This window comes from Stenotrophomonas sp. CS3K5 (assembly GCF_059515225.1).
Map to the genome: position 1 here is coordinate 38,837 of NZ_JCAKRX010000006.1, position 25,182 is coordinate 64,018.

At 67.1% G+C, this 25,182-nt stretch carries 21 protein-coding genes; 6 read left to right on the forward strand and 15 right to left on the reverse strand.

Annotated elements, in window-relative coordinates:
• Positions 1 to 105 precede the first annotated feature (105 nt).
• Positions 106 to 2,769, forward strand: coding sequence for a TonB-dependent receptor (locus AC5YGJ_RS10535; RefSeq protein WP_309338242.1), 2,664 nt, complete (start codon positions 106 to 108; stop codon positions 2,767 to 2,769).
• 111 nt (positions 2,770 to 2,880) lie between these two features.
• Positions 2,881 to 5,238 carry a beta-N-acetylhexosaminidase gene (locus tag AC5YGJ_RS10540; RefSeq protein ID WP_496186508.1) on the forward strand — a complete coding sequence of 786 codons (2,358 nt, stop codon included), beginning with the start codon at positions 2,881 to 2,883 and terminating at the stop codon, positions 5,236 to 5,238.
• A 120-nt stretch (positions 5,239 to 5,358) separates the two neighbouring features.
• Here AC5YGJ_RS10540 and AC5YGJ_RS10545 read toward each other — a convergent pair whose 3' ends face one another.
• Both AC5YGJ_RS10545 and AC5YGJ_RS10550 read right to left on the reverse strand, forming a co-directional pair.
• The gene (locus tag AC5YGJ_RS10545) at positions 5,359 to 5,760 is read right to left on the reverse strand and encodes a VanZ family protein (protein ID WP_249844950.1); all 402 of its coding nucleotides are present in this window, start codon (positions 5,758 to 5,760) and stop codon (positions 5,359 to 5,361) included.
• The gene (locus AC5YGJ_RS10550) at positions 5,748 to 6,932 is read right to left on the reverse strand and encodes a class I SAM-dependent methyltransferase (protein ID WP_496186509.1); all 1,185 of its coding nucleotides are present in this window, start codon (positions 6,930 to 6,932) and stop codon (positions 5,748 to 5,750) included. Before AC5YGJ_RS10550 ends, AC5YGJ_RS10545 begins: the two co-directional genes overlap by 13 nt.
• Positions 6,933 to 6,991: 59 nt before the next feature.
• Between AC5YGJ_RS10550 and AC5YGJ_RS10555 the strand changes: the two genes are divergently transcribed.
• Positions 6,992 to 7,729, forward strand: a complete 738-nt coding sequence (locus AC5YGJ_RS10555; RefSeq protein ID WP_496186510.1) for a pteridine reductase — start codon at positions 6,992 to 6,994, stop codon at positions 7,727 to 7,729.
• A gap of 59 nt (positions 7,730 to 7,788) precedes the next feature.
• On the opposite strand, the gene folK is transcribed toward AC5YGJ_RS10555, so the two are convergent.
• On the reverse strand, positions 7,789 to 8,274 hold the full coding sequence (folK, locus tag AC5YGJ_RS10560; RefSeq protein ID WP_249842838.1) for a 2-amino-4-hydroxy-6-hydroxymethyldihydropteridine diphosphokinase: 486 nt from the start codon (positions 8,272 to 8,274) through the stop codon (positions 7,789 to 7,791).
• 93 nt (positions 8,275 to 8,367) lie between these two features.
• Here folK and AC5YGJ_RS10565 point away from each other — a divergent pair, with 93 nt between their 5' ends.
• The gene (locus AC5YGJ_RS10565; RefSeq protein ID WP_496186511.1) at positions 8,368 to 9,117 is read left to right on the forward strand and encodes a proteasome-type protease; all 750 of its coding nucleotides are present in this window, start codon (positions 8,368 to 8,370) and stop codon (positions 9,115 to 9,117) included.
• A gap of 71 nt (positions 9,118 to 9,188) precedes the next feature.
• Here the strand turns inward: AC5YGJ_RS10565 and AC5YGJ_RS10570 are convergent, their stop codons facing one another.
• The 4 genes from AC5YGJ_RS10570 to AC5YGJ_RS10585 all read right to left on the reverse strand — a co-directional run bounded on the left by AC5YGJ_RS10570 (position 9,189) and on the right by AC5YGJ_RS10585 (position 13,594).
• Complete coding sequence (locus AC5YGJ_RS10570; RefSeq protein ID WP_409460510.1) at positions 9,189 to 10,700, reverse strand: ATP-binding protein; 1,512 nt, start codon at positions 10,698 to 10,700, stop codon at positions 9,189 to 9,191.
• A 4-nt stretch (positions 10,701 to 10,704) separates the two neighbouring features.
• Positions 10,705 to 11,145 (reverse strand): response regulator, encoded by a 441-nt coding sequence (locus AC5YGJ_RS10575; protein ID WP_057496590.1) that lies wholly within the window; start codon positions 11,143 to 11,145, stop codon positions 10,705 to 10,707.
• Positions 11,142 to 12,959 carry a sensor histidine kinase gene (locus AC5YGJ_RS10580; protein ID WP_496186512.1) on the reverse strand — a complete coding sequence of 606 codons (1,818 nt, stop codon included), beginning with the start codon at positions 12,957 to 12,959 and terminating at the stop codon, positions 11,142 to 11,144. The genes AC5YGJ_RS10575 and AC5YGJ_RS10580 overlap by 4 nt, the downstream gene beginning before the upstream one ends.
• Positions 12,960 to 13,210: 251 nt before the next feature.
• Positions 13,211 to 13,594, reverse strand: a complete 384-nt coding sequence (locus tag AC5YGJ_RS10585; protein WP_049447825.1) for a BON domain-containing protein — start codon at positions 13,592 to 13,594, stop codon at positions 13,211 to 13,213.
• A gap of 170 nt (positions 13,595 to 13,764) precedes the next feature.
• Here AC5YGJ_RS10585 and AC5YGJ_RS10590 point away from each other — a divergent pair, with 170 nt between their 5' ends.
• Positions 13,765 to 14,808, forward strand: a complete 1,044-nt coding sequence (locus AC5YGJ_RS10590; protein ID WP_496186513.1) for an oxidoreductase — start codon at positions 13,765 to 13,767, stop codon at positions 14,806 to 14,808.
• A 239-nt stretch (positions 14,809 to 15,047) separates the two neighbouring features.
• On the opposite strand, the gene gnd is transcribed toward AC5YGJ_RS10590, so the two are convergent.
• The 7 genes from gnd to AC5YGJ_RS10625 form a co-directional block, all read right to left on the reverse strand.
• A complete protein-coding gene (gene gnd, locus AC5YGJ_RS10595) occupies positions 15,048 to 15,953 on the reverse strand; it encodes a phosphogluconate dehydrogenase (NAD(+)-dependent, decarboxylating) (protein ID WP_107231993.1) in 906 nt (301 codons plus the stop codon).
• Positions 15,954 to 15,963: 10 nt separating this feature from the next.
• A complete protein-coding gene (locus AC5YGJ_RS10600; protein ID WP_496186621.1) occupies positions 15,964 to 17,202 on the reverse strand; it encodes a hypothetical protein in 1,239 nt (412 codons plus the stop codon).
• Between the two features lie 17 nt (positions 17,203 to 17,219).
• Complete coding sequence (locus AC5YGJ_RS10605) at positions 17,220 to 17,810, reverse strand: DUF2242 domain-containing protein (RefSeq protein WP_496186514.1); 591 nt, start codon at positions 17,808 to 17,810, stop codon at positions 17,220 to 17,222.
• A 185-nt stretch (positions 17,811 to 17,995) separates the two neighbouring features.
• On the reverse strand, positions 17,996 to 20,173 hold the full coding sequence (locus AC5YGJ_RS10610; RefSeq protein WP_107231991.1) for a carboxy terminal-processing peptidase: 2,178 nt from the start codon (positions 20,171 to 20,173) through the stop codon (positions 17,996 to 17,998).
• 219 nt (positions 20,174 to 20,392) lie between these two features.
• Positions 20,393 to 21,403: a lipoyl synthase gene (lipA, locus tag AC5YGJ_RS10615; RefSeq protein WP_107231990.1), complete on the reverse strand. Its 1,011-nt coding sequence runs from the start codon at positions 21,401 to 21,403 to the stop codon at positions 20,393 to 20,395.
• Positions 21,404 to 21,421: 18 nt separating this feature from the next.
• Positions 21,422 to 22,132 carry a lipoyl(octanoyl) transferase LipB gene (lipB, locus tag AC5YGJ_RS10620; RefSeq protein ID WP_107231989.1) on the reverse strand — a complete coding sequence of 237 codons (711 nt, stop codon included), beginning with the start codon at positions 22,130 to 22,132 and terminating at the stop codon, positions 21,422 to 21,424.
• Positions 22,120 to 22,398 carry a YbeD family protein gene (locus tag AC5YGJ_RS10625; RefSeq protein ID WP_005411067.1) on the reverse strand — a complete coding sequence of 93 codons (279 nt, stop codon included), beginning with the start codon at positions 22,396 to 22,398 and terminating at the stop codon, positions 22,120 to 22,122. Before AC5YGJ_RS10625 ends, lipB begins: the two co-directional genes overlap by 13 nt.
• A gap of 318 nt (positions 22,399 to 22,716) precedes the next feature.
• Here AC5YGJ_RS10625 and AC5YGJ_RS10630 point away from each other — a divergent pair, with 318 nt between their 5' ends.
• Positions 22,717 to 23,775 carry a lipid A deacylase LpxR family protein gene (locus AC5YGJ_RS10630; protein WP_496186515.1) on the forward strand — a complete coding sequence of 353 codons (1,059 nt, stop codon included), beginning with the start codon at positions 22,717 to 22,719 and terminating at the stop codon, positions 23,773 to 23,775.
• 143 nt (positions 23,776 to 23,918) lie between these two features.
• On the opposite strand, the gene AC5YGJ_RS10635 is transcribed toward AC5YGJ_RS10630, so the two are convergent.
• Complete coding sequence (locus AC5YGJ_RS10635; protein WP_496186516.1) at positions 23,919 to 25,133, reverse strand: D-alanyl-D-alanine carboxypeptidase family protein; 1,215 nt, start codon at positions 25,131 to 25,133, stop codon at positions 23,919 to 23,921.
• Positions 25,134 to 25,182 lie beyond the last annotated feature (49 nt).

A 25,182-nucleotide genomic window follows, 5' to 3' on the forward strand; every position in this document is an offset into this window, starting at 1 on the left:
CGTGGCACGCCAACGCACGGGACTTCGCCGCCACCCCGCGCATGTCTTTGCAACCGTAACCGAACACCGCCGCCGGCATCCAATCGAGTGATGAGGAGAGACATCATGAACACCCGCAAGACCCTGCTTTCGGCCGCCATCGTCAGCTGCATCGCCTTCAGTGCGCACGCGCAGCAGGCCGCCCCGACCGCCACCGATCTGGACACCGTGACGGTCACGGGCATCCGTGGTTCGATGGAAAAGTCACTCGATACCAAGCGCGAAGCCAATGCGCGCGTGGAAGTGGTCACCGCCGAAGACGTCGGCAAGCTGCCGGCGCACAACGTCGCCGACACCCTGCAGCGCCTGCCGGGCGTGAACATCAGCTCGTCCAGCGCCGACGAAGGCGGCTTCGATGAAGCCGACCGTGTCAGCCTGCGCGGCACCAGCCCGAGCCTGACCCAGACCCTGATCAACGGCCACACCGTCGGCTCGGCCGACTGGTTCGTGCTCAGCCAGGGCAACAACGTCGGCCGCAGCGTCAGCTATTCGCTGCTGCCCTCCGAACTGGTCAGCTCGGTGGAAGTGAACAAGTCCTCGCAGGCCAAGCTGCAGGACGGCGGCACCACCGGTACCGTCAACATCATCACCCGCAAGCCGCTGGAGTTCTCCAAGCAGATCACCGCCGAAGGCTCGATCGGCATGGTGCGCTCGGACCAGGCCAAGTCGAACGACCCGCAGTACTCGGCGCTGTTCAACTACAAGAACGACGAAGGCACCTTCGGCGTGATGGTGCAGGGCTTCAGCCAGAAGCGCGAGCTGCGCCGTGAAGCACAGGAAATCCCGGGCGGCTTCTTCAAGATCGCCGCGACCGATCCGGTGGCCCAGACCAACCCGGACCTGATCGGCGTCAACGTGCCGGGCCTGCTGGGTTCGACCCTGTTCGAACAGACCCGTGAGCGCAAGGGCGGCCTGGTCTCGCTGCAGTTCAAGCCGACCGACACGCTTACCCTGGGCCTGAACGGTTTCAGTTCCAAGCTGGAAGCCAACAACTACAACCGCAACTTCATGATGTTCGGCAACAGCTTCGCCAAGTCGCAGGCGCCGAATCCGGGCTATGTGGTCAAGGACGGCGTGCTGACCAACGCCACCTACGCGGGCGTGCCGGGCACCAACTACGCGGTGTACGACATGATCTACCGCGAGTCGACGGCCAAGTCGAGCTACGTCACCTTCGATGCCGACTGGCAGATCAGCGACAGCCTGACCGCCAAGTTCCAGGCCGGCAGCACCAAGGGCACCGGCGAGACGCCGCGCCAGTACATCGCTGAAGTCACCCTGGCCAATGGCGGTGGCGCCAGCTGGGCCACCCACGGCAACGGCTCGCCGATCGACTGGAGCCTGGGCGGCGACCTCTCGCCCAACGGCGTCACCAGCTTCGGCACCTGGGGCAACCAGCAGGTCACTGCCGAGGACAAGGAGAAGTGGGCAACGCTCGACTTCAACCAGTACTTCAACGACGGCGGCGTGCTGAACTCGATCGATTTCGGCCTGCGTTTCGCTGACCACAAGCGCGAAGCGCTGTCGCCGGAAGGCGCAACGCCGGGCGATATCTGGAGCGCGCTGAAGAACGGTGCCACCTCCAACTACCCCAGCGGCTTTGCCGGCGATATCGGCGGCACCTTCCCACGCAACATCTGGTACTTCACCCCGGGTGCGCTGAAGGACGCGGTGACCAACAACTCCACCTGGCTGGCCGGCAACGATGGCCCGACCGGTCGCCACAACTACGGTGCCGAGTGGAAGGTGCAGGAGAAGAACTTCGCCGGCTACGTGCAGGCCAACTTCCGTGGTGACTGGTGGAGCGGCAACGTCGGCCTGCGCTACGTCAACATCAAGCAGGACATCGACACCTACAACGCCGTCAGCAAGGCCGCCGATGCCGATGTCAGCAGCCTGTTCGGCATGTGGGAACGCATGGCCTTCCAGAACAAGCGCAACCGCGTGCTGCCCAGCGCCAACATCAAGTTCGACCTGGACGACAACCTCGTCCTGCGCGTGGCCGCTTCGCAGACCCAGACCCTGCCGGACTACTCGGCACTGGGCGCCTCCTCCTACGGTTCGGATCTGAACAAGACCGGTGGCGGCGGCAACCCGAACCTGAAGCCGACCCTGTCCAGCAATCTGGATGCCAACCTGGAGTGGTACTTCATGCCGCGCGGCCTGCTGTCGGTGGGGGCGTACCACATGAAGCTGAAGGACTACATCGCCTTCGACGTGGTCTCGCGCCAGCTGTACAGCGAACTGACCAACCAGCTCGAGACCTACCAGATCTCCACCCCGATCAATGCCGACGGCAAGGTGACCGGCGTGGAAGTGGCCTACGAGCAGCCGATCGGCGAGTACTTCGGCGTCAACGCCAACTACACCTACGCCAACGGCACCACCGCGCACACCTGGTCGGATGGTTCGCACAACCTGCTGGGTACCTCGAAGAACACCTACAACGTGGGTGCCTACTTCGAGAACGAACGCTTCGGTGCCCGAGTCAGCTACACCCGCCGCTCTTCGTTCCTGATCAGCCTGTCCGGTACCAACCCGTACTACCAGGATGACTTCGGCACGCTGTCGGCCTCGCTGAGCTACAAGGCCACCGACTGGCTGAGCATCACCCTGGACGGTCTGAACCTCAACAACCCGACCTACAAGTACTACCAGACCGCGGCCATCCCGACCTCGTTCTACAGCAACGGCCGCCAGTACTACCTCAACTTCCGCTTCAAGTACTGATCCAGCGGCGGCAACATCGCCGAGTCGTGCACGCACGCCGGGCCTGGGTCATTCCGGGCCCGGCGTTTTTCATGTATAGCGTTCATCGCACCGTTCCAAGGAGTCGTACCGATGCTCAAGCCTTCCCGCGCCCGGATGCGCAGCGCAGTGCTGCTGGGCAGCCTGCTCGTGCTGTTGCCGGCGCTGCCGGCCCTGGCCGCCGATCCCACGCCCGCCGCTGAAGCCCCCGGCCCGCAGCTGCGTGCCGGCAGCCTGATGCTGATTCCTGCACCGGCCACCGTGCAGCACGGCCAGGGCCGCGGCATCACCGTGCGCGCTGACACCCTGCTGCAGGCTGAAGGCGAAGCCGCGCAGCGCGTCGCCGCGCAGTTTGCCGACCTGCTGGCCCGCAGTGGCGGCCCACGCCTGGCGCTGGCCAAGGGCAGGACAGCGGCCAAGAGCGGCAGCATCCACTTCCAGATCGTGCCCACCTTCCGCGACAGCGGTGAGAGCTACACGCTGGAAAGCACCGCGCAGGGTGTGCTGATCCAGGCCGGCAACGAGACCGGCCTGTTCTATGGCGCCACCACCCTGGCCCAGCTCGCCACCGGCGGCAGCAATGGCGTGCTGCCGGCCGTGCAGATCCGGGACGCGCCGCGTTTCAGCTGGCGCGGTTTCATGCTCGATTCCGCGCGCCACTTCCAGAGCCTGGACGAGATCAAGCGCGTGCTCGACGCGATGGCCGCGCACAAGCTCAACACCTTCCACTGGCACCTGACCGATGACCAGGGTTGGCGCATGGAGATCAAGCGCTACCCGAAGCTGACCGGGGTGGGCAGCTGCCGCCTGCCGGCCGGCGATGGCGGCATCGATCCGGTCAGCGGCCAGGAACACCCCTACTGCGGCTTCTACACGCAGGAGCAGATCCGCGAGGTGATCGCCTATGCGGCCAGGCTGCATATCCAGGTTATCCCGGAAATCGATGTGCCGGGCCACGCGACCGCGGCGATTGCCGCGTATCCGGAGCTGGGCACGATCAATACACCGTTGAAGCCGATCAGCGAATGGGGCGTGTTCCCCAACCTGTTCAACACCGAAGACAGCACCATCACCTTCCTGGAGAACGTGCTGGAAGAAGTGATCGACCTGTTCCCGGCCAAGTACGTGCACGTCGGTGGCGACGAGGCAGTGAAGGACCAGTGGGAAGCGTCCAAGCCGGTGCAGCAGCGCATGCGTGCGCTGGGCATCAACAATGAAATGGCCATGCAAAGCCACATCATCAAGCGCCTGGAGACCTTCCTGGAGGAGCACGACCGGCGCCTGATCGGCTGGGATGAGATCCTCGAAGGCGGCCTGCCACCACAGGCCACGGTGATGTCGTGGCAGGGCACCGAAGGCGGACTGGCGGCGGCCAGCGCCGGCCATGACGTGATCATGTCGCCGGTCGGCTACCTGTACCTGGATTACCTGCAGACCGCCTCGCCGAATGAACCGCCGGGCCGCCCGACCCAGGTCAACCTCGGCAAGCTGTACAACTTCGAACCGGTGCCGGCCGAACTGGCCGCCGACAAGCGCGGGCACATCCTCGGCCTGCAGGCCAACATGTTCACCGAGCACACGCGCAGCTACGCGCGCCTGCAGCACAACCTGTTCCCGCGCCTGGCGGCGGTGGCCGAGACTGGCTGGAGCACGCCGGAACATCGCGACTTCCGCGATTTCCTCGCGCGCCTGCCGTCCCAGCTGCAGCGCTACCGCGCCTGGGGCCTGGCCTACGCGCAGACACCGTTTGAAGTGGGCGTGGACTACACCGACAAACGCGCCGCCAACACCGTGACCGTGTCGCTGGCCAATCCGCTGGGTTATGAAGTGCGCTACAGCACCGATGGCCAGCCAGTGAGCGCGCAGTCGCCGCTGTACCAGCAGCCGCTGACCGCCACGCTGCCCGCCACCGTGCAGGCGGCCGCGTTCTACCAGGGGCAGATGCTGGCGGCGAAGCCGACGGTGGCGGCGTTCACCGCGCAGTCGCTGCTCAGCCGCCGCAGCGATGAGCTGCTCAGCTGCGTGGGCAAGAAGGGCCTGGTGCTGCGCCTGGAAGACGATGGCCCGCGCGAGGGCGAGCGCGCCGTGTTCAACGTGGACATCTTCCAGCCGTGCTGGCGCTGGCCGCAGGCGCAACTGGATGGCATCGGCAGCGTGGAAGTGCGTGCGGGACGTATTCCGTACTACTTCCAGCTGGCCCACGACGAATCCAAGCGCCGCTTCGAGAAGGCCAAGCGCGCGCATGGCGAGATGCAGGTGCGCCGTGGCGATTGCCGCGGCAAGGTGCTGGCTGAAGTGGCATTGCCGGCCAAGCCGGATGCCGATGGCTTCGTGACCCTGCGCGCGGCACTGCCTAAGGGCACGAAGGGGAACGGTGATCTGTGCATCAACTTCACCGGCGACACGCGCCCGGCGATGTGGGTGCTGGATGAGGTGACGCTGGGGAAATAACGGCAGATCTGCCCTGGTGGGTGCCAACCTGGGTCGGCACCTTGGGCAATCCTGGTGGGTGCCAACCTTGGTCGGCACCTTGGGCAATCCTGGTAGGTGCCAACCTTGGTTGGCACGCGGTTACCCGCGCCAGCGCAGCAGCAGATCGCGCAACGGAGTCAACGCGGTGGCCAGGCCCGCCAACACGCCCACCGTGTTGGCGATGGCGTCCATCGGATCGGCCACGCGGTCATCGGTCAATGCGCCCTGCGCGAACTCGATGCCGATGCCCATCAGTACCAGGCCCACGCCCACCCACAGCAGCGGGCGCCCGCGCCGGAACAGCTGCACCGCGCTGCCGGCCAGGATGAAATAGGCGAGGAAGTGCTCGCCCTTGTCGCTGTTTTCCGGCAGCGGGATCGGCGGCGGCGGGATCAGGCAGACCACGATCACCGCCAGCACCGCCAGCGCCCACAGCGCACCCCACAGCCGCGGCCGGCGCAGCGGCTTGATCACCGGCAACGCACTGCTCACAGGCGCCAGCTCAGGTCGCCCAGTGCGAAGGCCGGCTCGAAATCAACATCGCGCTGCAGGCCGATGGCCTGGAAGCGCTCGCCCATCTCGGTGGGCAAGGTCAGCTTCTTGACCTGGTCACGCAGCTGGATGCGGCCGACGTCATCGGTGCGCTCCTCGGCCAGCAGCAGTACCTGGTCAAGGCCGTTGCCGAGCAGGAAACTGGCCTGGCTGCAGTAACCGGCCAGCTCGAACCCCCCATGCATGCCTGCCTCGGCCATCGCGGTGAAATCCACCGAGGCGGTGATGTCCTGCAGGCCCGGCCAGCGGTGCACGTCGTTGTGCACGTGGTGGCGGTAGAACGCGCGCACGGTGCCATCATCGCGGTCGGGCTGGTAGAACTCGCCCCGGTTGTAACCGTAGTCGACGAACAGCAGCGCGCCGCGCTGCAGGCCGCCGGCCACCGCCTGCAGCCAGTACGGCAGCTGCGGCAGCACTTCGGAGCGGTAACCCTCGGCAAAGGGCTTTTCCAGATAGCGCTCGATGTGGCGCACCGCGCCGTTGAGCAGGATGTCGGCCGGCTGCGCGCCACGGATGAAATTGCCGTCACCATCCAGCTCGACGGTTTCCTCATACACCTCGCCGTCGCGGATCAGGAAGCGCGGTGTCGGCAGCGCGTCGATCACTTCGTTGGCAAACACCACGCCTTCCCAGTCTTCCTCGAACGGGCGGTCGACCCACTCCACGCGCGCGGCCAGCTCGGCCGGCAGGTTCTGCTGCAGGCGCTGCTGCTGGCGCTCGCGCAGGTCGGCACTGGGCTCGAGGATGGCGTAGCGCAAGGGCAGCACGTCCAGTTCGGCCAGGCGCAGCAGCACCGCCTCGGCGAAAGCGCCGGTGCCGCCGCCCAGTTCCAGCATCCGCGCCTGTGCGCTCAGCTGCGCGAACACCGGCGCCAGCGCATTGGCCACGCTGCCGGCGAACAGGCTGCCGAGCTCGGGCGCGGTGGTGAAGTCGCCACTGCCACCGAACTTGCTGGCACCGGCGCTGTAATAGCCCCAGCCGGGGGTGTACAGGCACAGCTCCATGAAGCGGGAGAAAGGCATCGCCCCGCCCTGGGCAAGGATTTCGGCGCGCAGGGCGGCGGCCAGCTGGTCGCTGTGGGCCAGGGCATCGGCTTCGGGCAGGGGGAAGGTGGGCTGCATGGCGTCTTCGAATGCGGTGACAATGGTGCACAGGATAGCCGAGCCTTGGAGGAGCCTCGATGAGCGACACCCACCCCGTGGTTCTGATCACCGGCAGCGCACGCCGGATCGGCGCGGCCATCGCCCGCCAGTTCCATGCCTGTGGCTGGTCGGTGGTGCTGCACGCCAACACCTCCAGCGCGGAACTGCAGCAGGCCGCGTTCGATTTCGACAATGTGCGCCCGGGCAGCGTGCTGGCCCTGCAGGCCGACCTGCGTGACGCCGACGCCCTGCCCGACCTGGTGGAACAGGCCGTCAGCCACTTCGGCCGCCTGGATGCGCTGGTCAACAATGCCTCCAACTTCTACCCCACCCCGCTCGGCCAAGTCACCGCCGAGGCGATGGACGAGTTGTATGCGGTCAATGCGCGCGCGCCACTGCTGCTGTCACAGGCCGCCGCGCCCTACCTGCGCCGCCAGCACGGCTGCATCGTCAACCTGACCGACCTGCACGGCACCGACCCGATGCGCGACCACATCGCCTACACCGTGGCCAAGGCCGCGCTGGAGATGGCCACCCGCTCGCTGGCGCTGGAGCTGGCACCGAAAGTGCGGGTGAATGCGGTGGCGCCAGGCGCGATCCTGTGGCCGGAACAGGGCAAGGACGATTTCGCCCGTGAGGCATTGCTGGCCCGCACGCCGCTGGCGCGGACCGGTACGGTCGAGGAGATCGCCGAAGCGGTGTACTGGCTGGTGGCCGAGGCCAGCTTCGTCACCGGCCACACCCTGCGCGTGGATGGTGGGCGTACGGTCAGCTGAGGTGTTGCCGGCCAGCGGCCGGCACTCCGGTAGTGCCGGCCGCTGGCCGGCAACCTCCCTCATTCCAGGTCCACCACCTCGAACGCGGCGCCGTACTGCGCATGCGCACGCCACAGCGTGGCCAGGTCCTGCCCGCTGACCGGGTCGATGAAATCCGGCGCGATGTCGGCCAGCGGCTTCAGCACGAAGGCGTGTTTCAGCTCCGGGCGTGGGATGCGCAGGTGGCCGGGGCCTTCCACCACCAGGTCGCCGTAGAACACCACGTCGATGTCCAGCGTTCGGTCGGAGAAGCGCGGCCCGCTGCGGTCACGGCCATGGGCGTCTTCCAGCGCATGCAGCCAGTGGTCCAGTTCCTGCAGCGGCAGATCGGTGTCGATCGCCACGGCATTGTTGAGGAAGGCCGGGCCCTCGAAACCGACTGCGGCGGTGCGGTAGGCCGGCGAGACCTGCAGCGCGCCGAAGCGCTCGCGCAGGGCCGTCACCGCGGCGTGGAGGTAGCGGCGGGGCTGGACGTTGCTGCCCAGGCTCAGGAGCACGGTGGTCATGCGGTTCCGGTGGCGGCGTTCTGGGGGGACGTGGGCATGCCGTCATCACGGTGGCCTGCCTACACTCCGGGACGCACATGATAGGGCACCGACATGACCTATTGCGTTGGAATCGAGGTGGACCAGGGCCTGGTCTTCGCCGCCGACACCCGGACCAATGCCTCGCTGGACGATGTGCGCGTGCATCGCAAGCTGCACGCGTTCGAGTACCCCGGCCAGGCAGTCTACGTGCTGATGGCGGCTGGCAACCTGGCCACCACCCAGCTGCTGGTGTCACGCCTGGGGCGTGATGCCGATGAACGGCGCACGCCCAACCTGCGCGACATGAACCACCTGTTCGAGGCCGCCGGATACGTCGGCCAACTGCTGGTGGACAGCCAGGTGCACAGCCACCACAGCGAGCATGGCCATGACGGGATCAACACCCAGGCCACACTGATCTTCGGCGGTCAGATCGCCGGCGAGCGGCCGGGGCTGTACATGATCTATCCGCTGGGCAATGCCATCGCCGCCTCGCCGGAGACGCCCTACCTGCAGATCGGCGAATCCAAGTACGGCAAGCCGATCCTGGATCGCATCCTCAGCCCCGCCACGCGCCTTGAAGATGCCGCGCGCACCGCGATCGTGTCGCTGGATTCAACCATCCGCTCCAATCTGTCGGTGGGTTTGCCGATCGATCTGGCACTGCTGCGCGACGGTGAACTGCGCATCGGGCAGCAGCTGCGGTTGGGCGCGGATTCGGCGCTGTATGCCGACATCCACCAGAACTGGTCCCGGCGGCTGGAACAGGCGGTGGACGCGCTGCCGCGGTTCCCGTGGGAAACCGTGGATCGACCGACCTGACCTGCCGCCGGGCACGGCCCGGCGCTGCCGAAGGCGGTGGGGAGCGCCGGGCCATGCCCGGCGACGCTTACTCAGCCCAGCGCTTCGGCCACCGCGCGGAACACCTGCTGCATCTGCAGCGGCTTGCGCAGCACGTGCACCTCCACGCCGGGCGGGAAGGCATCGGCCGGCACTGCCACCGCAGCGTCCTCAAGCACCAGTGCGGGGCCGCCATAGCCCAGCGCGGCCATCTCGCCCAGCAACTGGCTGGCCGGCAACAGCTTGGAACCGGCATCGGCGATCACCAGCGCCGGCAGCGCTTCCTGCTGCATCCAGCGCAGCGCAGCCGGGCCGTCGGACGCCAGCTGCAGCTGGTAGCCCTGGCTGGACAGCGCATTGCCCAGCAGCGACAGGCGGGTGGCTTCACCATCGACCACCAGGATCGACTGGCCACTGCCCAGCGCCACCAGCTGCTCGACCGGCTCACCGGCATCGATGCTTTCATGCATCGGCAGGCGCAGCTCAAAACATGTGCCCTGCCCCAGCGCGCTGCTGACATGAATGCTGCCGCCCGCACCTTCGACGATGCGCTTGCAGGAAATCAGGCCCAGGCCGGTGCCATCGGCCTTGGTGGTGAAGAACGGATTGAACAGGTGCGAGAGCGTGTCCGCGTCCATGCCGATGCCTTCATCGACCACGCGGATGCACATCCAGTCCACCCCGTCGCGATGGCCGGCGTGGTTGGCAGTCAGGCTCAGGCGGCCGCCGTCGGGCATGGCCTGGATGGCATTGAGCGCCAGGTTCAACATCACCTGCTGCAGCTCGGTGTAGTTGGCATCGACCACCAGGCCCTCATCCTGCACCTGCAGTTCCAGGCGCACCGCGTCGGGCACGTTGCTGCGCAACAGCAATGCCACCGCATCGAACAGGCCGTTGATCTCGATGCGTTCGCTGGGTTTGCGCGAGCCGCGCACGAACGACAGCATCGACTCGGCCATCTCGTGGCCACGGCGCCCGCACTCGGCGATGACATCGGCCAGATGATGCAGCTGCGGATCATCGGTGCGTGCCTTCAGCAGGTCCGGCATGATCAGCAACGGCTGCAGGATGTTGCGCAGGTCATGGCTGAGTCCGGCGGCGAGCAGCGACAGGCTTTCCAGCCGTTGTGCGCGCATCAGTTCGGTTTCCACCCGCGCGCGCTCCACGGTACTGCGCGCATCGCGGATCGCGCGCGCCACCGCCGACGGCAGGCGCGCCGGCTGGTGCTTGATGATGTAATCGTTGGCGCCCTTCTGCAGCGCCGCCACCGCGTTCTCCTCGCCCATGGTGCCGGAGACGAAGATGAAGGGCACTTCCGGCGAGGTCTCACGCACGATACGCAGCGCATCGTCGCCGGAGAAGCCCGGCATGCTCAGGTCGGACAGCACGATGTCCGGCTGGAACGCGGCCAGCGCCCGACGCAGCTCTGCCGCGCTCTCCACGCGCTCGAAACGGGCTTCCAGGCCCGCATCGAGCATTTGCTCAGACATCAGCTCGGCATCTTCCGGGGAATCTTCCACCAGCAGGATGCGCAGCGCCCCCAGGGCGGGACCGGTCAAGGGCATGGGCTCACTCGAGTTCCGGTGCCTGGTTGATCAACGCCCAGAACTTGCCCAGGGTCTGCACCGCGCCGAAGAACTGGTCCACATCCACCGGCTTGACCACGTAGGCATTCACGCCCATGTCCCAGCTGCGGGCCAGATCGCTTTCCTCGCGCGAGGACGACAGGATCACCACCGGCAGGCGCTTGAGTTCATCGTGCTCGCGGATCTGCCGCAGCACTTCCAGGCCATCCATGCGCGGCATCTTGATGTCCAGCAGCAGCACCGCCGGCAACCCTTCCTCGCGGTTGGCGAAGGCGCCACGGCGCAGCAGGTAATCCATCACTTCCACGCCGTCTTCGACGTGCACGATGGGGTTGGCCAGGCGCGCTTCTTCCAGTGCGTCGATCGCCATTTCGGCATCGGCCGCGCTGTCTTCGGCGAGCAGGATGGTGCGCAGAGTCGTCATGCAGAAGGACCTTGTTTGTCCGCGTCGATGGCGGGAGGCAGGTAGAAGTGGAAGGTGGCGCCGACGTCCGGTTCGGCCTCGGCCCAGATACGGCCGCCATGGCGGGTCAGCACGCGGCGCACGCTGGCCAGGCCGATGCCGGTGCCGGGGTAGTCGCTGGCCTTGTGCAGGCGCTGGAACACGCCGAACAGTTTGCCGGCATAGGCCATGTCAAAGCCTGCACCATTGTCGCTGACCGTGAACTGATGACCACCGTCGGGCTGCTGCCGGTAGTCCACGCGGATCCGCGCCGGTTCGCGGTTGCCCGAGTACTTCACCGCATTGCCGAGCAGGTTCAGCCAGACCTGCCGGATCATGTTCTCATCGGCCACCACGATCGGCAGCGGCGCGATGCTCCATTCCACCTGATGGGCGTGGCCAGTGCTTTCGGCCTCGGCCAGAAGATTCGCATCGAGCATGGCGCGGGTATCGGCCACCAGCGACTGCATGTCCACCGCCTGCTGGCGCATCGCCGCGCGGCCCAGCCGTGAATAGACCAGCAGGTCGTCGATCAGCGCTGCCATGCGCCGTGCCGAACTGGAGATCACCTCCAGATAATGGCGGCTCTTGTCGTCGGCCTGCTCGCCGAGGTGGCGCGACAGCTTGTCGGAGAAGCCGGCCACATGGCGCAGTGGAGCACGCAGGTCGTGCGACACCGAATAGCTGAACGCTTCCAGTTCGCGGTTGACCTCCGACACCTGCGCCACCTTGCCTTCCAGCTGGCGATTCAACTCTTCCACGCGCAGCTGCACGGCACGCTGCACGGTGACATCGCTGATGGTCAGCAGCACGACCTCGTCATCGGTGTCAGGCAGCGGCATGCGGCGCGCGTTGAGCAGCATGTAACGCGAGATGCCATCGGCGGTGCGCTGCTCGTGCTCGAAATCCCACAGCTCGCGCCCGCGCAGCAGCACGTCGGCCAGCCGCTGGCGCACCACCGGATCCTGCCAGGCGCCATCGCCAACGGCTTCCAGCAACAGGCCGTCGGCACGTTCGTCCTGCAGCCCGTAAAGCTCGGCGAAGGCCGGGTTGTGCAGCTGCACGCGCAGGTCGCGGTCGAGCAGCACGATCGGCTCACGCACGGTCTGCAACACCGAGGCGGCGCGCGCGGCCGAGCGCAGCGACTGCCGCTCGGCGTGCAGGCGGCGGCCGATCTGCCGTTGCAGCAGCCACAGCACCAGACCCAGCAGCGCCAGCTGCACCACCATTGAACTCCACGACACCAGTTCGGTCTGCTTGCGCTGGCGCGCGGCCTGCTGGGCGCGCGCGGTCAACAGCGTCTGCTCGCTGGCCTGCAGTTCCTCGACCAGACCGCGGATCGGATAGCGTGTACTCAGGTCCTGCACCAGCGCGCGCTGGTCGCTGTCCGGCTTGGACCGGGCCAGTTCGCGGGCCACCGCCAGCCGGCCTTCCAGCATGGATTCGATGCGGCCGATGCGGATCAGCTGGTCGGGATTGTCGCGGGTCATCCGGCCCAGTTCGGCCAGCCGCCCGGGAATCTCGTTGGCTTTGGCCATGCGTTCGCGCAGGCCGGGCGCGTCGATGCCCTTGGACAGGGTCAACGCCGCCGATTCGACATCACGGACATCGGCCTGCAGCTGTTGCAGGGCCACCCCGACAGCCTGGGTATGGCTGACCCAGGCCATCGCCTGTTCGTTGTCCCGCTGCAGATTGCGCAGCGTCAACCACGGCACCACGATGATCGCGGCAGCCGCCAGCGCCAGGGCCGGCAACCGCCAGCGGTCCCAGATGTCGTCACTGAAAACCAGTGCCATGGTTCCTCGTCAACCGAGCCGCGAATCGGAGGTCGGGACGAACCCGACGGCGGCGGAACCGGCAATATAGCGCAGGCGGTCACATGGGCGGGCGTTCCGGCGCGGCTGGCTGAACGGGTTATGGGAACCCGGCCGTAGCGTCGAGCTTGCTCGACTGCTGTGCCATTGACCTGGGGTTGATCGATGGCGCAAGTCGAGAAAGCTCGACTCTGGCCGGCAGCGGGCGCCCCACGCGGGGGCGCCCACCGGGTTCAGCGCTTGGCCGCGGCGCTGACCTTCAATGCAGCGGCATCAACACGGGTCACGCCCTTGATGCCCTTGGCGGTGGTGACCGCCTTGTCTTTCTCGGCCTGGCTGGCCACCGCGCCACTGAGGCTGACCACGCCGTTCACCGTTTCCACCTTGATTTCGGTGCCCGGCACGTTGCTGCTGGCCAGCAGGTCGGCCTTCACCTTGGTGGTGATCCAGGTATCGGTGACCGGTTCATTGGAGTCGTGGCGATCGGCATGGGTCGCCGGATGCGTGCTGGTCGGCGGGCTCTTGGCGGCCGGGTCCTTGGCGAATGCGGCGGAGGAAGACAGCGCCAGGCCCAGGGTCAGGGCCGAAGCAATCAGCGTACGGGTGGTATTGCTCATCGTGTCGTACTCCTTGGGGATGTGCTGCCAGTCTGGACAGATGCATGTGTGGCAGGCGTGGCGCCACGGTCATGCTGCTGTGAATCGAAACGTCTGCAGCGGCAACCGTTCAGTTTTGGCCTGCCAGCGCCCGTCGTTTACCCTGCCCTTCCCACTGCCGGAGCTCTGCCATGCGCCCCGACCTGCACCTGGCCCTGATCGGCTACGGCCTGGCCGGCCGTGTCTTCCATGCACCGCTGATCCAGCACACGCCCGGGCTGGTGCTGCACAGCATCGTCAGTTCGCAACGCGACACGCTGCTGCGCGCGTTCAGCGACGTGCACGTGCGCGCCACGCCGCAGGAGGTGTTCGACGACCCCGCAGTGGACGCGGTGGTGATCGCCACACCCAACCAGCAGCACGCCCCCCTGGCGATCGCGGCGCTGGCGGCGGGCAAGCATGTGCTGGTCGACAAACCGTTTGCACTCGACGTTGCCGAAGCCGAAGCAGTGCTGGCCGCTGCGCGCGATGCCGGGCGCATCGCCACCGTGTTCCAGAACCGGCGCTTCGATGCCGACTTCCTCACCCTGCAGGCGCTGCTGGCCGATGGCGTGCTGGGTGAGGTGGCCGAGTGCCATGCCCACTTCGACCGCTACCGGCCGCAGGTGCGTGACCGCTGGCGCGAGCAGGAAGGACCCGGCAGCGGCCTGTGGTACGACCTGGGCCCGCACCTGCTGGACCAGATGCTGGTGCTGTTCGGTTGGCCGCAAGCCATCGATGCCGATCTGGCGGTGCAGCGCGAGGGTGGCCACGGCATCGACTACTTCCACGCCGTGCTGCACTACCCACGGCATCGCGCGATCGTGCATGCTGGCTCACTGGTGGCGGCCCCCACGCCGCACTTCAGCGTGCATGGCAGCCTGGCCAGCTGGATCAAGCACTGCCTGGACGTGCAGGAAGCGCAGCTGCGGCGCGGTGTTGCACCGGGTGCGCCGGGCTGGGGCATCGACCCGCGGCATGGCGAACTGGTGCGCCGCGATGCCGAGGACAACGTGCAGCGCAGTACCGTGGACAACCTGCCCGGCGACTACCGGCGACTGTACGCGCAGTTCGCAGCAGCGATGCACGGCGACGGCGAGCCCACGGTCAGCGCGGTGCAGGCGCTGCAGCTGATGCAGTTGCTGCAGGCCGGCATGGACAGCGCGCGCGAAGGGCAGCGGGTGCGGTTGGGGTGATCGGCAGGGCTGCGCCCTGCACCCGCGGTAGTGCCGGCCGCTGGCCGGCAACAGCAACAGCCGGCAATCCGCGGGATGGCGGAGTGGGGTCCGCCTTCGACAGATTTCTGCGGCCGTTGGCAGGTGTCGAGCTTGGTCGACACATCCACGCCATGCGTGGATGACGTGGAAGGGATCGACTGGCTTCATGGGGTCAGAGCCCTTTCCCGCGGAAAGGGATCCGACCCCGGTCGGGCGGCTTACGACTTCTTGATCGCGTGGCCGCCAAACTCGTTGCGCATCGCCGACAGCAGACGGTCGGTGAACGAATTGGATTCGCGCGAGCGCAGCCGTTCCAGCAGCGAAAGGGTGATCACCGGTGCCGGCACGTCCAGCGCGATGGCTTCGGCCACCGTCCAGCGGCCTTCACCGGAATCCTCCACGTACGGTGCGATGCCGTCCAGCGATGGGTTGCGCTTGAGCGCCTCGGTGCTCAGGTCCAGCAGCCACGAACGCACCACGCTGCCGTGGCGCCACACCTCGGCCACCTGCGCCAGGTCCAGCTCCATCTCCTGCTTGCGCTCCATCAGTGCGAAGCCTTCGGCATAGGCCTGCATCATTCCGTACTCGATGCCGTTGTGGACCATCTTGGTGAAGTGACCGGCGCCGGAGGGACCGACACGCGCCCAGCCGCGATCTTCGGCCGGTGCCAGCGTGCGCAGCAGCGGCGCGATCTGTTCCACCACCGACGCCTCGCCACCGACCATCAGGCTGTAGCCCTCCTGCAGGCCCCACACGCCACCGCTGGTGCCGCAGTCGACGTAGCCCAGATCGTCCTCGGCCAGCGCCTTGGCGCGGCGGATCGAGTCCTGGTAGTTGGAGTTGCCACCGTCGATGACGATGTCACCCTCGGCCAGGTGTGGGGTCAGCTGGCCCAGGGTCTGGTCGACCGTTTCGCCGGCCGGCACCATCAGCCACAGCACGCGCGGCACCGGCAGTGCGGCCACGGCGGCGGCCAGCGAATCAACCACCTCCAGGCCGGCCTCGGCAGCGCGCTGGCGGGCACCTTCGCCCGGGTCGTAGCCGACCACGCGGTGGCCGCCGCGATGCAGGCGCTGGGCCATGTTGGCGCCCATGCGGCCGAGGCCGATCATTGCAATATCCATTGTTTCACCTTCAGTTGGGGTCTAGGGTCAGGCTGCCTGGCCTGCCGGTAGCCGCGCAGTGGCGCAGCTGCGCCTCGCGCCAACGCCGGTAGAGCGTGGTATGCAGATTGTGCACCGCCAGGTCGATCGAAAACGGCGTGCGGGGGTTGCGATCGAGCAGGCGGGCGATGTGGTATCCGATGGGACGTATACCGCGCGGATGCACATAGATCACGAACTGCTGGTAGAACGGATCGTCCAGCAGTTGATCCATGCGCGCCAGCGTGGCGCGATGGCGCGGCGCCAGTGCGGCGCGCAGTTGCGCATCGCGCTCGAACAGCAGACGCTCGAAGTAACGCATGCCGACGCGCGGCATGCCCTGCGCCAGCCGCCACAGCTCGGCATTGCGCTGGTCGTACCAGGCCAAGCCGCCGTGCAGGGCCAGTGCCTGCGCGGCGCCCTCGCCCACCTCGACCACGACGAAGTTCTCGGCCTGGTTGCTCAGGTCATCCAGGCTGCCCTTGTCGTACACGTGCTCGATGAAGCCGGGGACACCGACGAAGGCCTGCCGGCCCATCGCCGACGTGCGCACCGCCTTGCCATCGGCGAAGAAGTCGCCCGCATGCTCGCCGAGCAGGATGCTGTCGGTGTCATGCAGCGCCAGGAACGTGCCGATCGACAGTTCGGCGGGTTTGAACTCCGCATCGAATGCAGCATCGCCATACAGTTCGCGCTGGGTCGCCAGCTGCGCGACCTGGCGGCCCACTCCGCACTCGGCGCGCACGCGGCCGCTGTAGAACGCCTGCAACGCGCGGCTGTTGCCGTCGCTGGGCACAAAGCCACGACCGAAACTGCGCGTGCGCTGCCAGCCCTGCGAAGGCGCGCCCTGCAGGCCGAAACCGATCCACCCCATCTGCAGGCCGGAGAAGCGGAAGCCTGTGTTGCCCTGCAATGCGGCCGTTGCACGGCCGGTGGCCGCGCCCAGTTCGAAGGCATAGGCGCAGACCGTGGCCGGATCGTCCAACAGCTGCTGCAACAGCGCCTGGCGCGATGCAGCCGGCAGATCCACAGGCCAGCGCACGTGCAGGTCACCTGCTGCCTGCGCCGCCGCCAGCGAGGCACGCGTGCACACCGGGCCGCCCTGCACCTCGGGCGCGGCAACCGCCGCGTCTTCGAAGCGCCAGCCCAGTCGCTGCAACAGGCCCTGCACGCAGTCGGTGGGCGTGGACGCGGCGCCCAGCGCGGGCACCAGCAGCAGCGCCACGCCCATCAGCCTGCCACGCACGCTCAACCCTGGTCCGTGGCCGCCGGTGCGGGTTCAGGGGCCGGCGGTGGCGGTGGCGGTGGTTTGCCGGAGTCTGCTGGCAGGTACTGTTGCAGGCGCTGGAAGAAGCGTCGATAGAACTCGGCATCGGTGACCGTGCTGCTGGCCACTTTCACCAGCGAGTCGTCATTGCTGCCGAACGGCAGAGATACCGAACCCAGCGCACCGACGCCGACACTGGCCGAGGTCGGACTCTTCTTCAGCGCGTAGCGGTCCTGCACGGCACTGACGAACACCAGCGCCTGGCTGCCGCGCGGCGCGCAGGAGATGCGCAGCACCAGCTGCTCGTGATCATCTTCGCGTGGCTGGAAATTCTTGTTCCCTTCCACCTGGCTGTCGTCGGCGCGGGCGATGGCATAGCCTTGGCTGAGCAGGGTACGGCGTGCCGCCTCGCAGGCCTCGCCGGGGCGACCCTCGACTGTGCGCGAGAAGGTATCGCCCGAATCAAAGGACTCGCGCAGTACGGTGCTGTCGGCGGCGCGACCACCGCAGGCCGACAGGATCAGGGCGCTGGACAGCGCCACGACAACGCTGGAAAGACGGGAGGCCCGCATGGGTACTCCTGCGAGGACAGTACCGCCAAGGGTAGCCCTGCCCTCGTGTGCGGCAGGTCGAAACCGGCGCCCACGTTGGTCCCGGTTCATCCGCCGGGCATAGCCCGGCGCCACCGGGAAACAGGTCCTCAGACAAAGAAGGGCCGGCAATGCCGGCCCCTCGGGTCTCTCACCCGCTGAGCCGCTCAGTCCGCCCAGCGACCGGCACCGGTGGACTGCGGCAGCACCTGCGCCGACAGCGGGCGATCAGCCTCCAGAAGGTTCACTGCGTCGGCCAGGATCGAGGCCGATTCACGCAGCAGCGGGTCCGGACGCTTCTCGGCGGCCTTCTCGCGCGCGGCATCCTTGACGATGTCACGCTCGTTGCCGGTCAGGCCGTCATCGCTGCTGTCATCGGCCAGCGGGTCCAGGGCCAGGCCCAGTTCCTTGCGCTGCAGCTGGCGCTCCTTGCGCTGGGTGTCCTGGCGCTCACGCTCGGCGCGGCGGGTGGCTTCGTTCAGCGAGATGTACTTCTTCGCCGCTTCGGTGCGGAACTGCTCCACATCCTCGTTCCACCACTGGAATTCCTTGTCGGTGGCGATACGCGCGTCGTGGCGGGTCTCCAGCTTCGGCAGCAGCGGCGCGAAGTTGCCGTACTGGGTGTGCGGCACGGCCGCGATGCGGGTCCACGGCAGCGCGTTGTCGTAGGTGCTTTCGCCGAACTCGGTGGCATCGACGCTGGCCGGGAAGGCCAGGTCCGGCACCACGCCCTTGTGCTGGGTGCTGCTGCCGCTGATACGAAAGAACTGGGCGATGGTCAGCTTCACCTGTCCAAAGCGCTGGGTCTCGCCACTCGGCCAACGGTCGAGGTCGACGATGTTCTGCACGGTGCCCTTGCCGAAGCTGGTCTCACCGATCACCAGGCCACGGCCGTAGTCCTGGATGGCGCCGGCGAAGATTTCCGAGGCCGAGGCCGAACCACGGTTGATCAGCACGGCCAGCGGGCCGTCCCACGCCACGCCCTGGTTGCGGTCGCTGTTGACGGTGACGCGGCCACCGGACTCGCGCACCTGCACCACCGGGCCCTGCTCAATGAACAGGCCGGTCAGTTCGATCGCCTCATCCAGCGAACCGCCGCCGTTGTTGCGCAGGTCCAGCACCACGCCGTCCAGCTTGTCGTTCTTGAAGCCGGCCAGCAGCTTGGCCACGTCGCGGGTGGCCGAGGCATAGTCGGCCGCATTGCGGCGACGGCCTTCGAAGTCCTGGTAGAAGGTCGGCAGCTTGATCACGCCGACCTTGCGCGCCGGTTCGCCATTGGCGGCAGGAATGGTCATGGTCTCGCCCTTGGCGGCCTGTTCGGCCAGGCGCACCTTCTGCCGGGTCAGCACCAGCGTGTGGTGCTTGCCGTCGGCGCCTTCGGCGGCGGGGATGAATTCCAGCTTGACCTGGGTGTCCTTGGCACCGCGGATCTTGGCCACGACGTCATCGATGCGCCAGCCGATCACGTCCTCGACCTGGCCGGACTTGCCCTGGCCAACGCCGACGATGCGGTCACCCGGCTTCAGCGTGCCGTCCACCGCGGCCGGGCCACCGGCGATGATCTCGCGGATCACCACCACATCGTCCTGGCGCTGCAGCTGCGCACCGATGCCTTCCAGCGACAGCGACATCGCCTGGTTGAAGTTCTCGGCGGTACGCGGGGTGAAGTAATCGGTGTGCGGGTCGACCGCGCTGGTATAGGCGTTCATGAAGAACTGGAAGACGTCCTCGCCCTTCAGTTCATTGACCGACTTCTCCAGCGTCGCGTAGCGCTTGTCCAGCGTCTTGCGGATGTCATCGGGCTTCTTGCCGGCCAGCTTCAGGCGCAGCCAATCGTTCTTGACCGACTTGCGCCACAGCTCGTCGAGCTCGGCACTGCTGGCCGCCCACGGCACCTTCTTGCGGTCGTATTCGAAGCGCTCGTCGGTGGTGAAGTCCGGCTCCTGCTTGAGCAGCTTGCGCGCATAGGCCACGCGCTCCCCGACGCGCTGCTTGTAGACGGCGAACACCTGGAACGACGGCTCAAGCTCGCCGCCGCGGATGGCCGAGGCGATGTTGGCTTCAAACGGTGCGAAACGGGCCACGTCGGCCTGGGTGAAGTACTGCTTGCCGCCGTCCAGCGTCTCCAGGTAGCGCTTGAACACGTCCTTGGAGGTGGCCTCGTCCAGCGCGCGCGGGCGGTAGGCGTAGCGGCTGTCGGACAACAGGCCGTACACCAGCTTGGAGGTGGTGACCTGATCGGCGGTCGCCGCCGCAGGCAAAGCGGGCGAGTCGGCCTTGGCCGCCAGCGCCAACGGCGCAACCAGCGCCAAGGCCAACAGGAATGCGGGGGCTTTGAATTTCATTGACGTGCTCGAAGGCGCCTTGCCAAGGGGGAGACTGCGGGGTGTTCAGACACCACGACAGTGCCGAAAGTTGCCGTATTTGTCATCCGGCCACGATCGGTGGAAAACCAGCCTAGCCGGGCCGGCGTAGCAAATTGTGAATGCATGCGGTAGCGCCGGGCCGTGCCCCGCGAAAGTGCGCGGACCAACGGTCCGCACCCACCGGTTCCGCACCCACCCTCAGGAAACGCCGGCGCCCTTGGCCTGCACGTCGGCGTGGTACGAGGAGCGCACCATCGGGCCGGAGGCCACGTGGCTGAAGCCCAGCTCGTAGCCGTAGTCTTCCAGCGCCTTGTAATCGTCCGGGGTCCAGTACTTCAGCACCGGGTGGTGGTGCGCGGTCGGCTGCAGGTACTGGCCGATGGTGATCATGTCCACGTCATGCGCGCGCAGATCACGCATGGTCGCCTTGATCTGTTCGAAGTCTTCGCCCAGGCCCAGCATGATGCCGCTCTTGGTCGGCACCTCCGGATGCTGCGCCTTGAAGTTCTTCAGCAGGTTCAGCGACCACTGGTAGTCCGCGCCCGGGCGCACGTTGCGGTACAGGTCCGGTACGGTTTCGATGTTGTGGTTGAACACATCCGGCGGGTTCTGCGCCAGGATCTCCAGCGCGCGCTCCATGCGGCCCTTGCCGCGGAAGTCCGGGGTCAGCACTTCGATGCGGGTACCCGGCGACTTCTCGCGGATGGCGGTGATGCAGTCGACGAAGTGCTGGGCACCGCCGTCGCGCAGGTCATCGCGGTCGACGCTGGTCACCACCACGTACTTCAGGCCCATGTCGGCCACGGTCTGGCCGAGGCTGGCCGGCTCGTTGGCATCGGGCGGCTTCGGGCGGCCGTGGGCCACGTCGCAGAACGAGCAGCGGCGGGTGCAGACTTCACCCAGGATCATGAAAGTGGCGGTGCCGTGGCCGAAGCACTCGTGGATGTTCGGGCAGCTGGCTTCCTCGCACACGGTCACCAGGCGGTTCTCGCGCAGCTTGGCCTTCAGGTTCTGCACGGCATTGCCCGAAGGAATGCGCACGCGGATCCACGACGGCTTGCGCAGCACCGGCGCGTCGGCGAACTGCACCGGCGAGCGGTTGATCTTGTCACCGCCCAGCTGCTTGACCCCGGCCTGCAACGGCGCGGCGGACGGAGAGTCGCCCTGCACGATCTGCAGGGGAATGGAACGGGCGGTGGTTTCAGTCATGGCAGTTCCGGGGGGCGGTCAGGCGGCCGCAGAAAGATCAGGCAGTTCCGGCGTGTGCTGCAGCAGCAGGCCGAACTGGCGGGCCAGGTGGTCCAGCAGCACCGGCTTGACGGCATCCATCCCGGAGGGGCCGCCCAAGTCTACCACCGAGGTCACCTGCAACCCCTGGTAGCCACAGGGATTGATGCGGTGGAAGGGTTCCAGGTCCATCGACACATTGAAGGCCAGGCCGTGGAAGGTGCAGCCGCGGCGCACGCGGATGCCCAGCGCAGCAATCTTGGCGCCACCGACATAGACGCCCGGGGCGCCCTCGCGGCGTTCGGCGCCGATGTTCCACTCGCCCAGGGTATCGATGAGGGCCTGTTCGATGCGGCACACGTAGTCGCGCACACCGATGCCCAGCCGCGGCAGGCGCAGCAGCGGGTAGACCACGAGCTGGCCGGGGCCGTGATAGGTCACCTGGCCGCCACGGTCCACATGCAGCACCGGGATATCGCCCGGCGCCAGCACGTGTTCGTCCTTGCCGGCCTGGCCCAGGGTGAACACCGGGTCGTGCTCGACCACCCACAGTTCGTCGGCATCGGTGTCGCTGCGCTGGTCGGTGAAGCGCTGCATCGCGCGCCACACCGGCTCGTACGGCTGGCGGCCGAGGTCGCGGACCACCGCCGGTCGCGGCGCGCGGTCTTCCGGGGCGGCCGCGGCCGGGCAGCTGTCGGCTACAGCGTCCACTTCACTTCCGGGTGGTCGCGCAACGCCTGGTGGGCCAGGTCGTACTGTTCGCGGCTTTCGGCCTTGAACACGATGCGGACGGACACGTACTTGCCGTTGGACGAATGCTTCCAGCTGATGCGTTCATTGACGACATCGATGCCGGCGGCCAGCAGCAGGCGGGGCAGCTCATGTTCCAGGCCGCGGTTGGCCGGGCCCATGGCGCTGAGCTCGAACTGGCCGGGGAACTGGAAGCCGTGGTCGGGGTTGTCGGACTTGATTTCCATGGCCCCATTATCGGGCCGCAGGGCAACAAACCCAAGAGTATTCATCAAAGTCAAAGGTGGCACCTGCGGGCTGCTGCGTTGCAGGCAGCGGCGGCACCCGCCGGCCACCCCAACGCCAGCTGACTGACACCGGCATGGCCTAGGGCGGCCCGGCCCGTGGCTTGGCCGGGCACCTGTAACGGATTGTGTCGTCCGGACAATGTTGTTTTCGGAACAGACAAGTGAGCGGAAAGCGCTCGTTCCGTCACAGGCGCACGAGTACCGTGTTGTTGCAGAAGACGACAAACCCGTGCCCCCTTCCCCATGAGCATTCCATCCATGCGTAGCGTCGCAGCCCTCGGGCTGTCCGGCCTGTTGGCCGCCGCCCTCCCTCTTGCCGCCCAGGCCGCTGAACAATGCGGCCCGGACGCGATGCGCGACCACCCGCCCCAGGTCAACTTCCGCGTCGACAACGACCTGTTCGGTGGCCGCCACCAGGACCAGGGCTATACCAACGGCGCGCAGCTGACCCTGGTTTCGCCGAACCTGGTCGACTACACCGATGACCCCTGTCTGCCGCGCATGGCGCGCTGGGTGAACCAGTACCTGGAAGGGCTGCATCCGGGCAGGTTCGAGCAGCAGAACATGATCTTCAGCATTGGCCAGGGCATCTTCACCCCGACAGACCCGGCCCGGCGCGATCTGATCGAGGAGGATCGCCCGTATGCCGGCGTACTGCTGGCCAGCTTCGGTTTCAACGCGCGCAGCGGCGACCGCCTGCAGACCACCCAGCTGGCGCTGGGCGTGGTCGGGCCGTGGGCACAGGGCAAGCAGGTGCAGGATGCGGTGCACAGCCTGCTGGGTGACAAGAAGTTCGAGGGCTGGGACAACCAGCTGCACAACGAACCGGTGTTCATGCTGACCCACGAGCGCATGCGGCGCTGGCCGGCCGATGCCAGCATCAATGCCGGCGGCTGGGGCTGGGATGCAATCAGCCACTACGGCGGCTCGATCGGCAACCTGGAAACCAAGGCCAATGCCGGCGGCGAAGTGCGCTTCGGCTGGAAGCTGCCCGACGACTTCGGCAGCACGCCGCTGCGCCCGGCCGGTGAGAACACTGCGCCCACGCGCGGTGGCCGTCCCAGCGGCTGGTCCTGGCACCTGTTCGCCACCACCGATGCGGCGTGGGTGATCCGCGATATCACGCTGGACGGCAACACCTTCCGCAGCAGCCACAGCGTGGACAAGCGCCACGTGGTCGCCCAGGCCGGCTACGGCATCGCCGTGATGCGTGGACGCTGGAAGTTCGCGATGGCGCGCTACCACAGCACCCGAGAGTTCAGCGGCCAGCGCCAGTCACCGGTGTTCGGCAGCTTCACCATCAGCCGCTCGCTGTAGGTGCCGACCGTTGGTCGGCTGCGGGCATATCCCGGAGGGGTTCATGGGGGCCGGCCAGCGGCCGGCAGGACCCGCAACCGCCATCCCGAAACGAAAAAGGCCGGCATTCGCCGGCCTTTTCCTTCACCACGCAGATGCGTGGATCATTCCGATTCCCACCACATCCAGAAGCTGTCCCACAGGCGCTTGAAGAAGCCGGCCTGCTCGACGGCAGCCACCGCCACCAGCGGTGCTTCAGCAACGACCTTGCCATCCAGGGTCACCTTCACGGTGCCGATCTGCTGACCGGCGGTGAACGGTGCTTCCAGGGTCTTGGGCACGTCGATGCTCGGCTTCAGGTCGTTGTAGCGGCCGCGCGGCACGCTCACCAGCATCGGCTGGGCCACGCCCAGCTGCACCTTGTCGGTGGTGCCCTTCCAGACCTTGTGCTCGGCCACGGCCTTGCCCGGCTCGTACAGGCGGTGGGTCTCGAAGAAGCGGAAGCCCCAGTTCAGCAGGGCCAGGCTGTCATCGGCACGCTGCTTCTCCGATGCCCCCCCCAGCACCACCGCGATCAGGCGCTGATCGCCGCGCTGGGCCGAGCTCATCAGGCAGTAGCCGGCCTCGGAAGTGTGGCCGGTCTTGATGCCGTCCACGCTGCCATCGCGCCACAGCAGCAGGTTGCGGTTGGGCTGCTTGATGTTGCCGACCTGGAATTCCTTGATCTTGTTGTACGCGTAGGTTTCCGGGTAGTCGCGCACCATCGCCCGGCCCAGCAGCGCCAGGTCGTAGGCGGTGCTGTGATGGCCTTGCGCGGTCAGGCCGTGGGCGTTGACGAAGTGCGAATCCTTCATGCCGATCTTGGCGGCGTAGCTGTTCATCAGCGAGGCGAAGGCCTCTTCGCTGCCGGCCACGTGTTCGGCCAGGGCGATCGCGGCGTCGTTGCCGGACTGGATCGCCATGCCCTTTTCCATGTCTTCCAGGCGTGCGGTCTGGTTGACCGGGAAACCGCTGTAGCTGCCGTCGGTGCCGGCGCCACCTTCGCGCCAGGCGCGCTCGCTCATCATCACCTGGTCATCTGCACGGACCTTGCCGTTCTTGACCTCGGCGGCGATCACGTAGGACGTCATCACCTTGGTGATGCTGGCCGGGGCCAGCTGCTCGTGGATGTTTTCGCCGGCCAGTACCTGGCCGGTGGCGTAATCCATCAGCACCCAGGCCTTGGACACGCTCGGCGCCGGGGCCGGCGGAGTGGCGACGGTGGCCGGGGCGGCAGCGGCGGGCGCCGGCGTGGCCGGAGTCGGCAGCGGCGTCTGGGCGGAAGCCAGGCCCACCACCAGGGTGGCGGCCAGGGCGGTGGCGGCGGAACGGAAATTCATTGGACAGCAGGCTCCAGGGGACGGCCGGGAATGGAGGGTGGAACGTAAC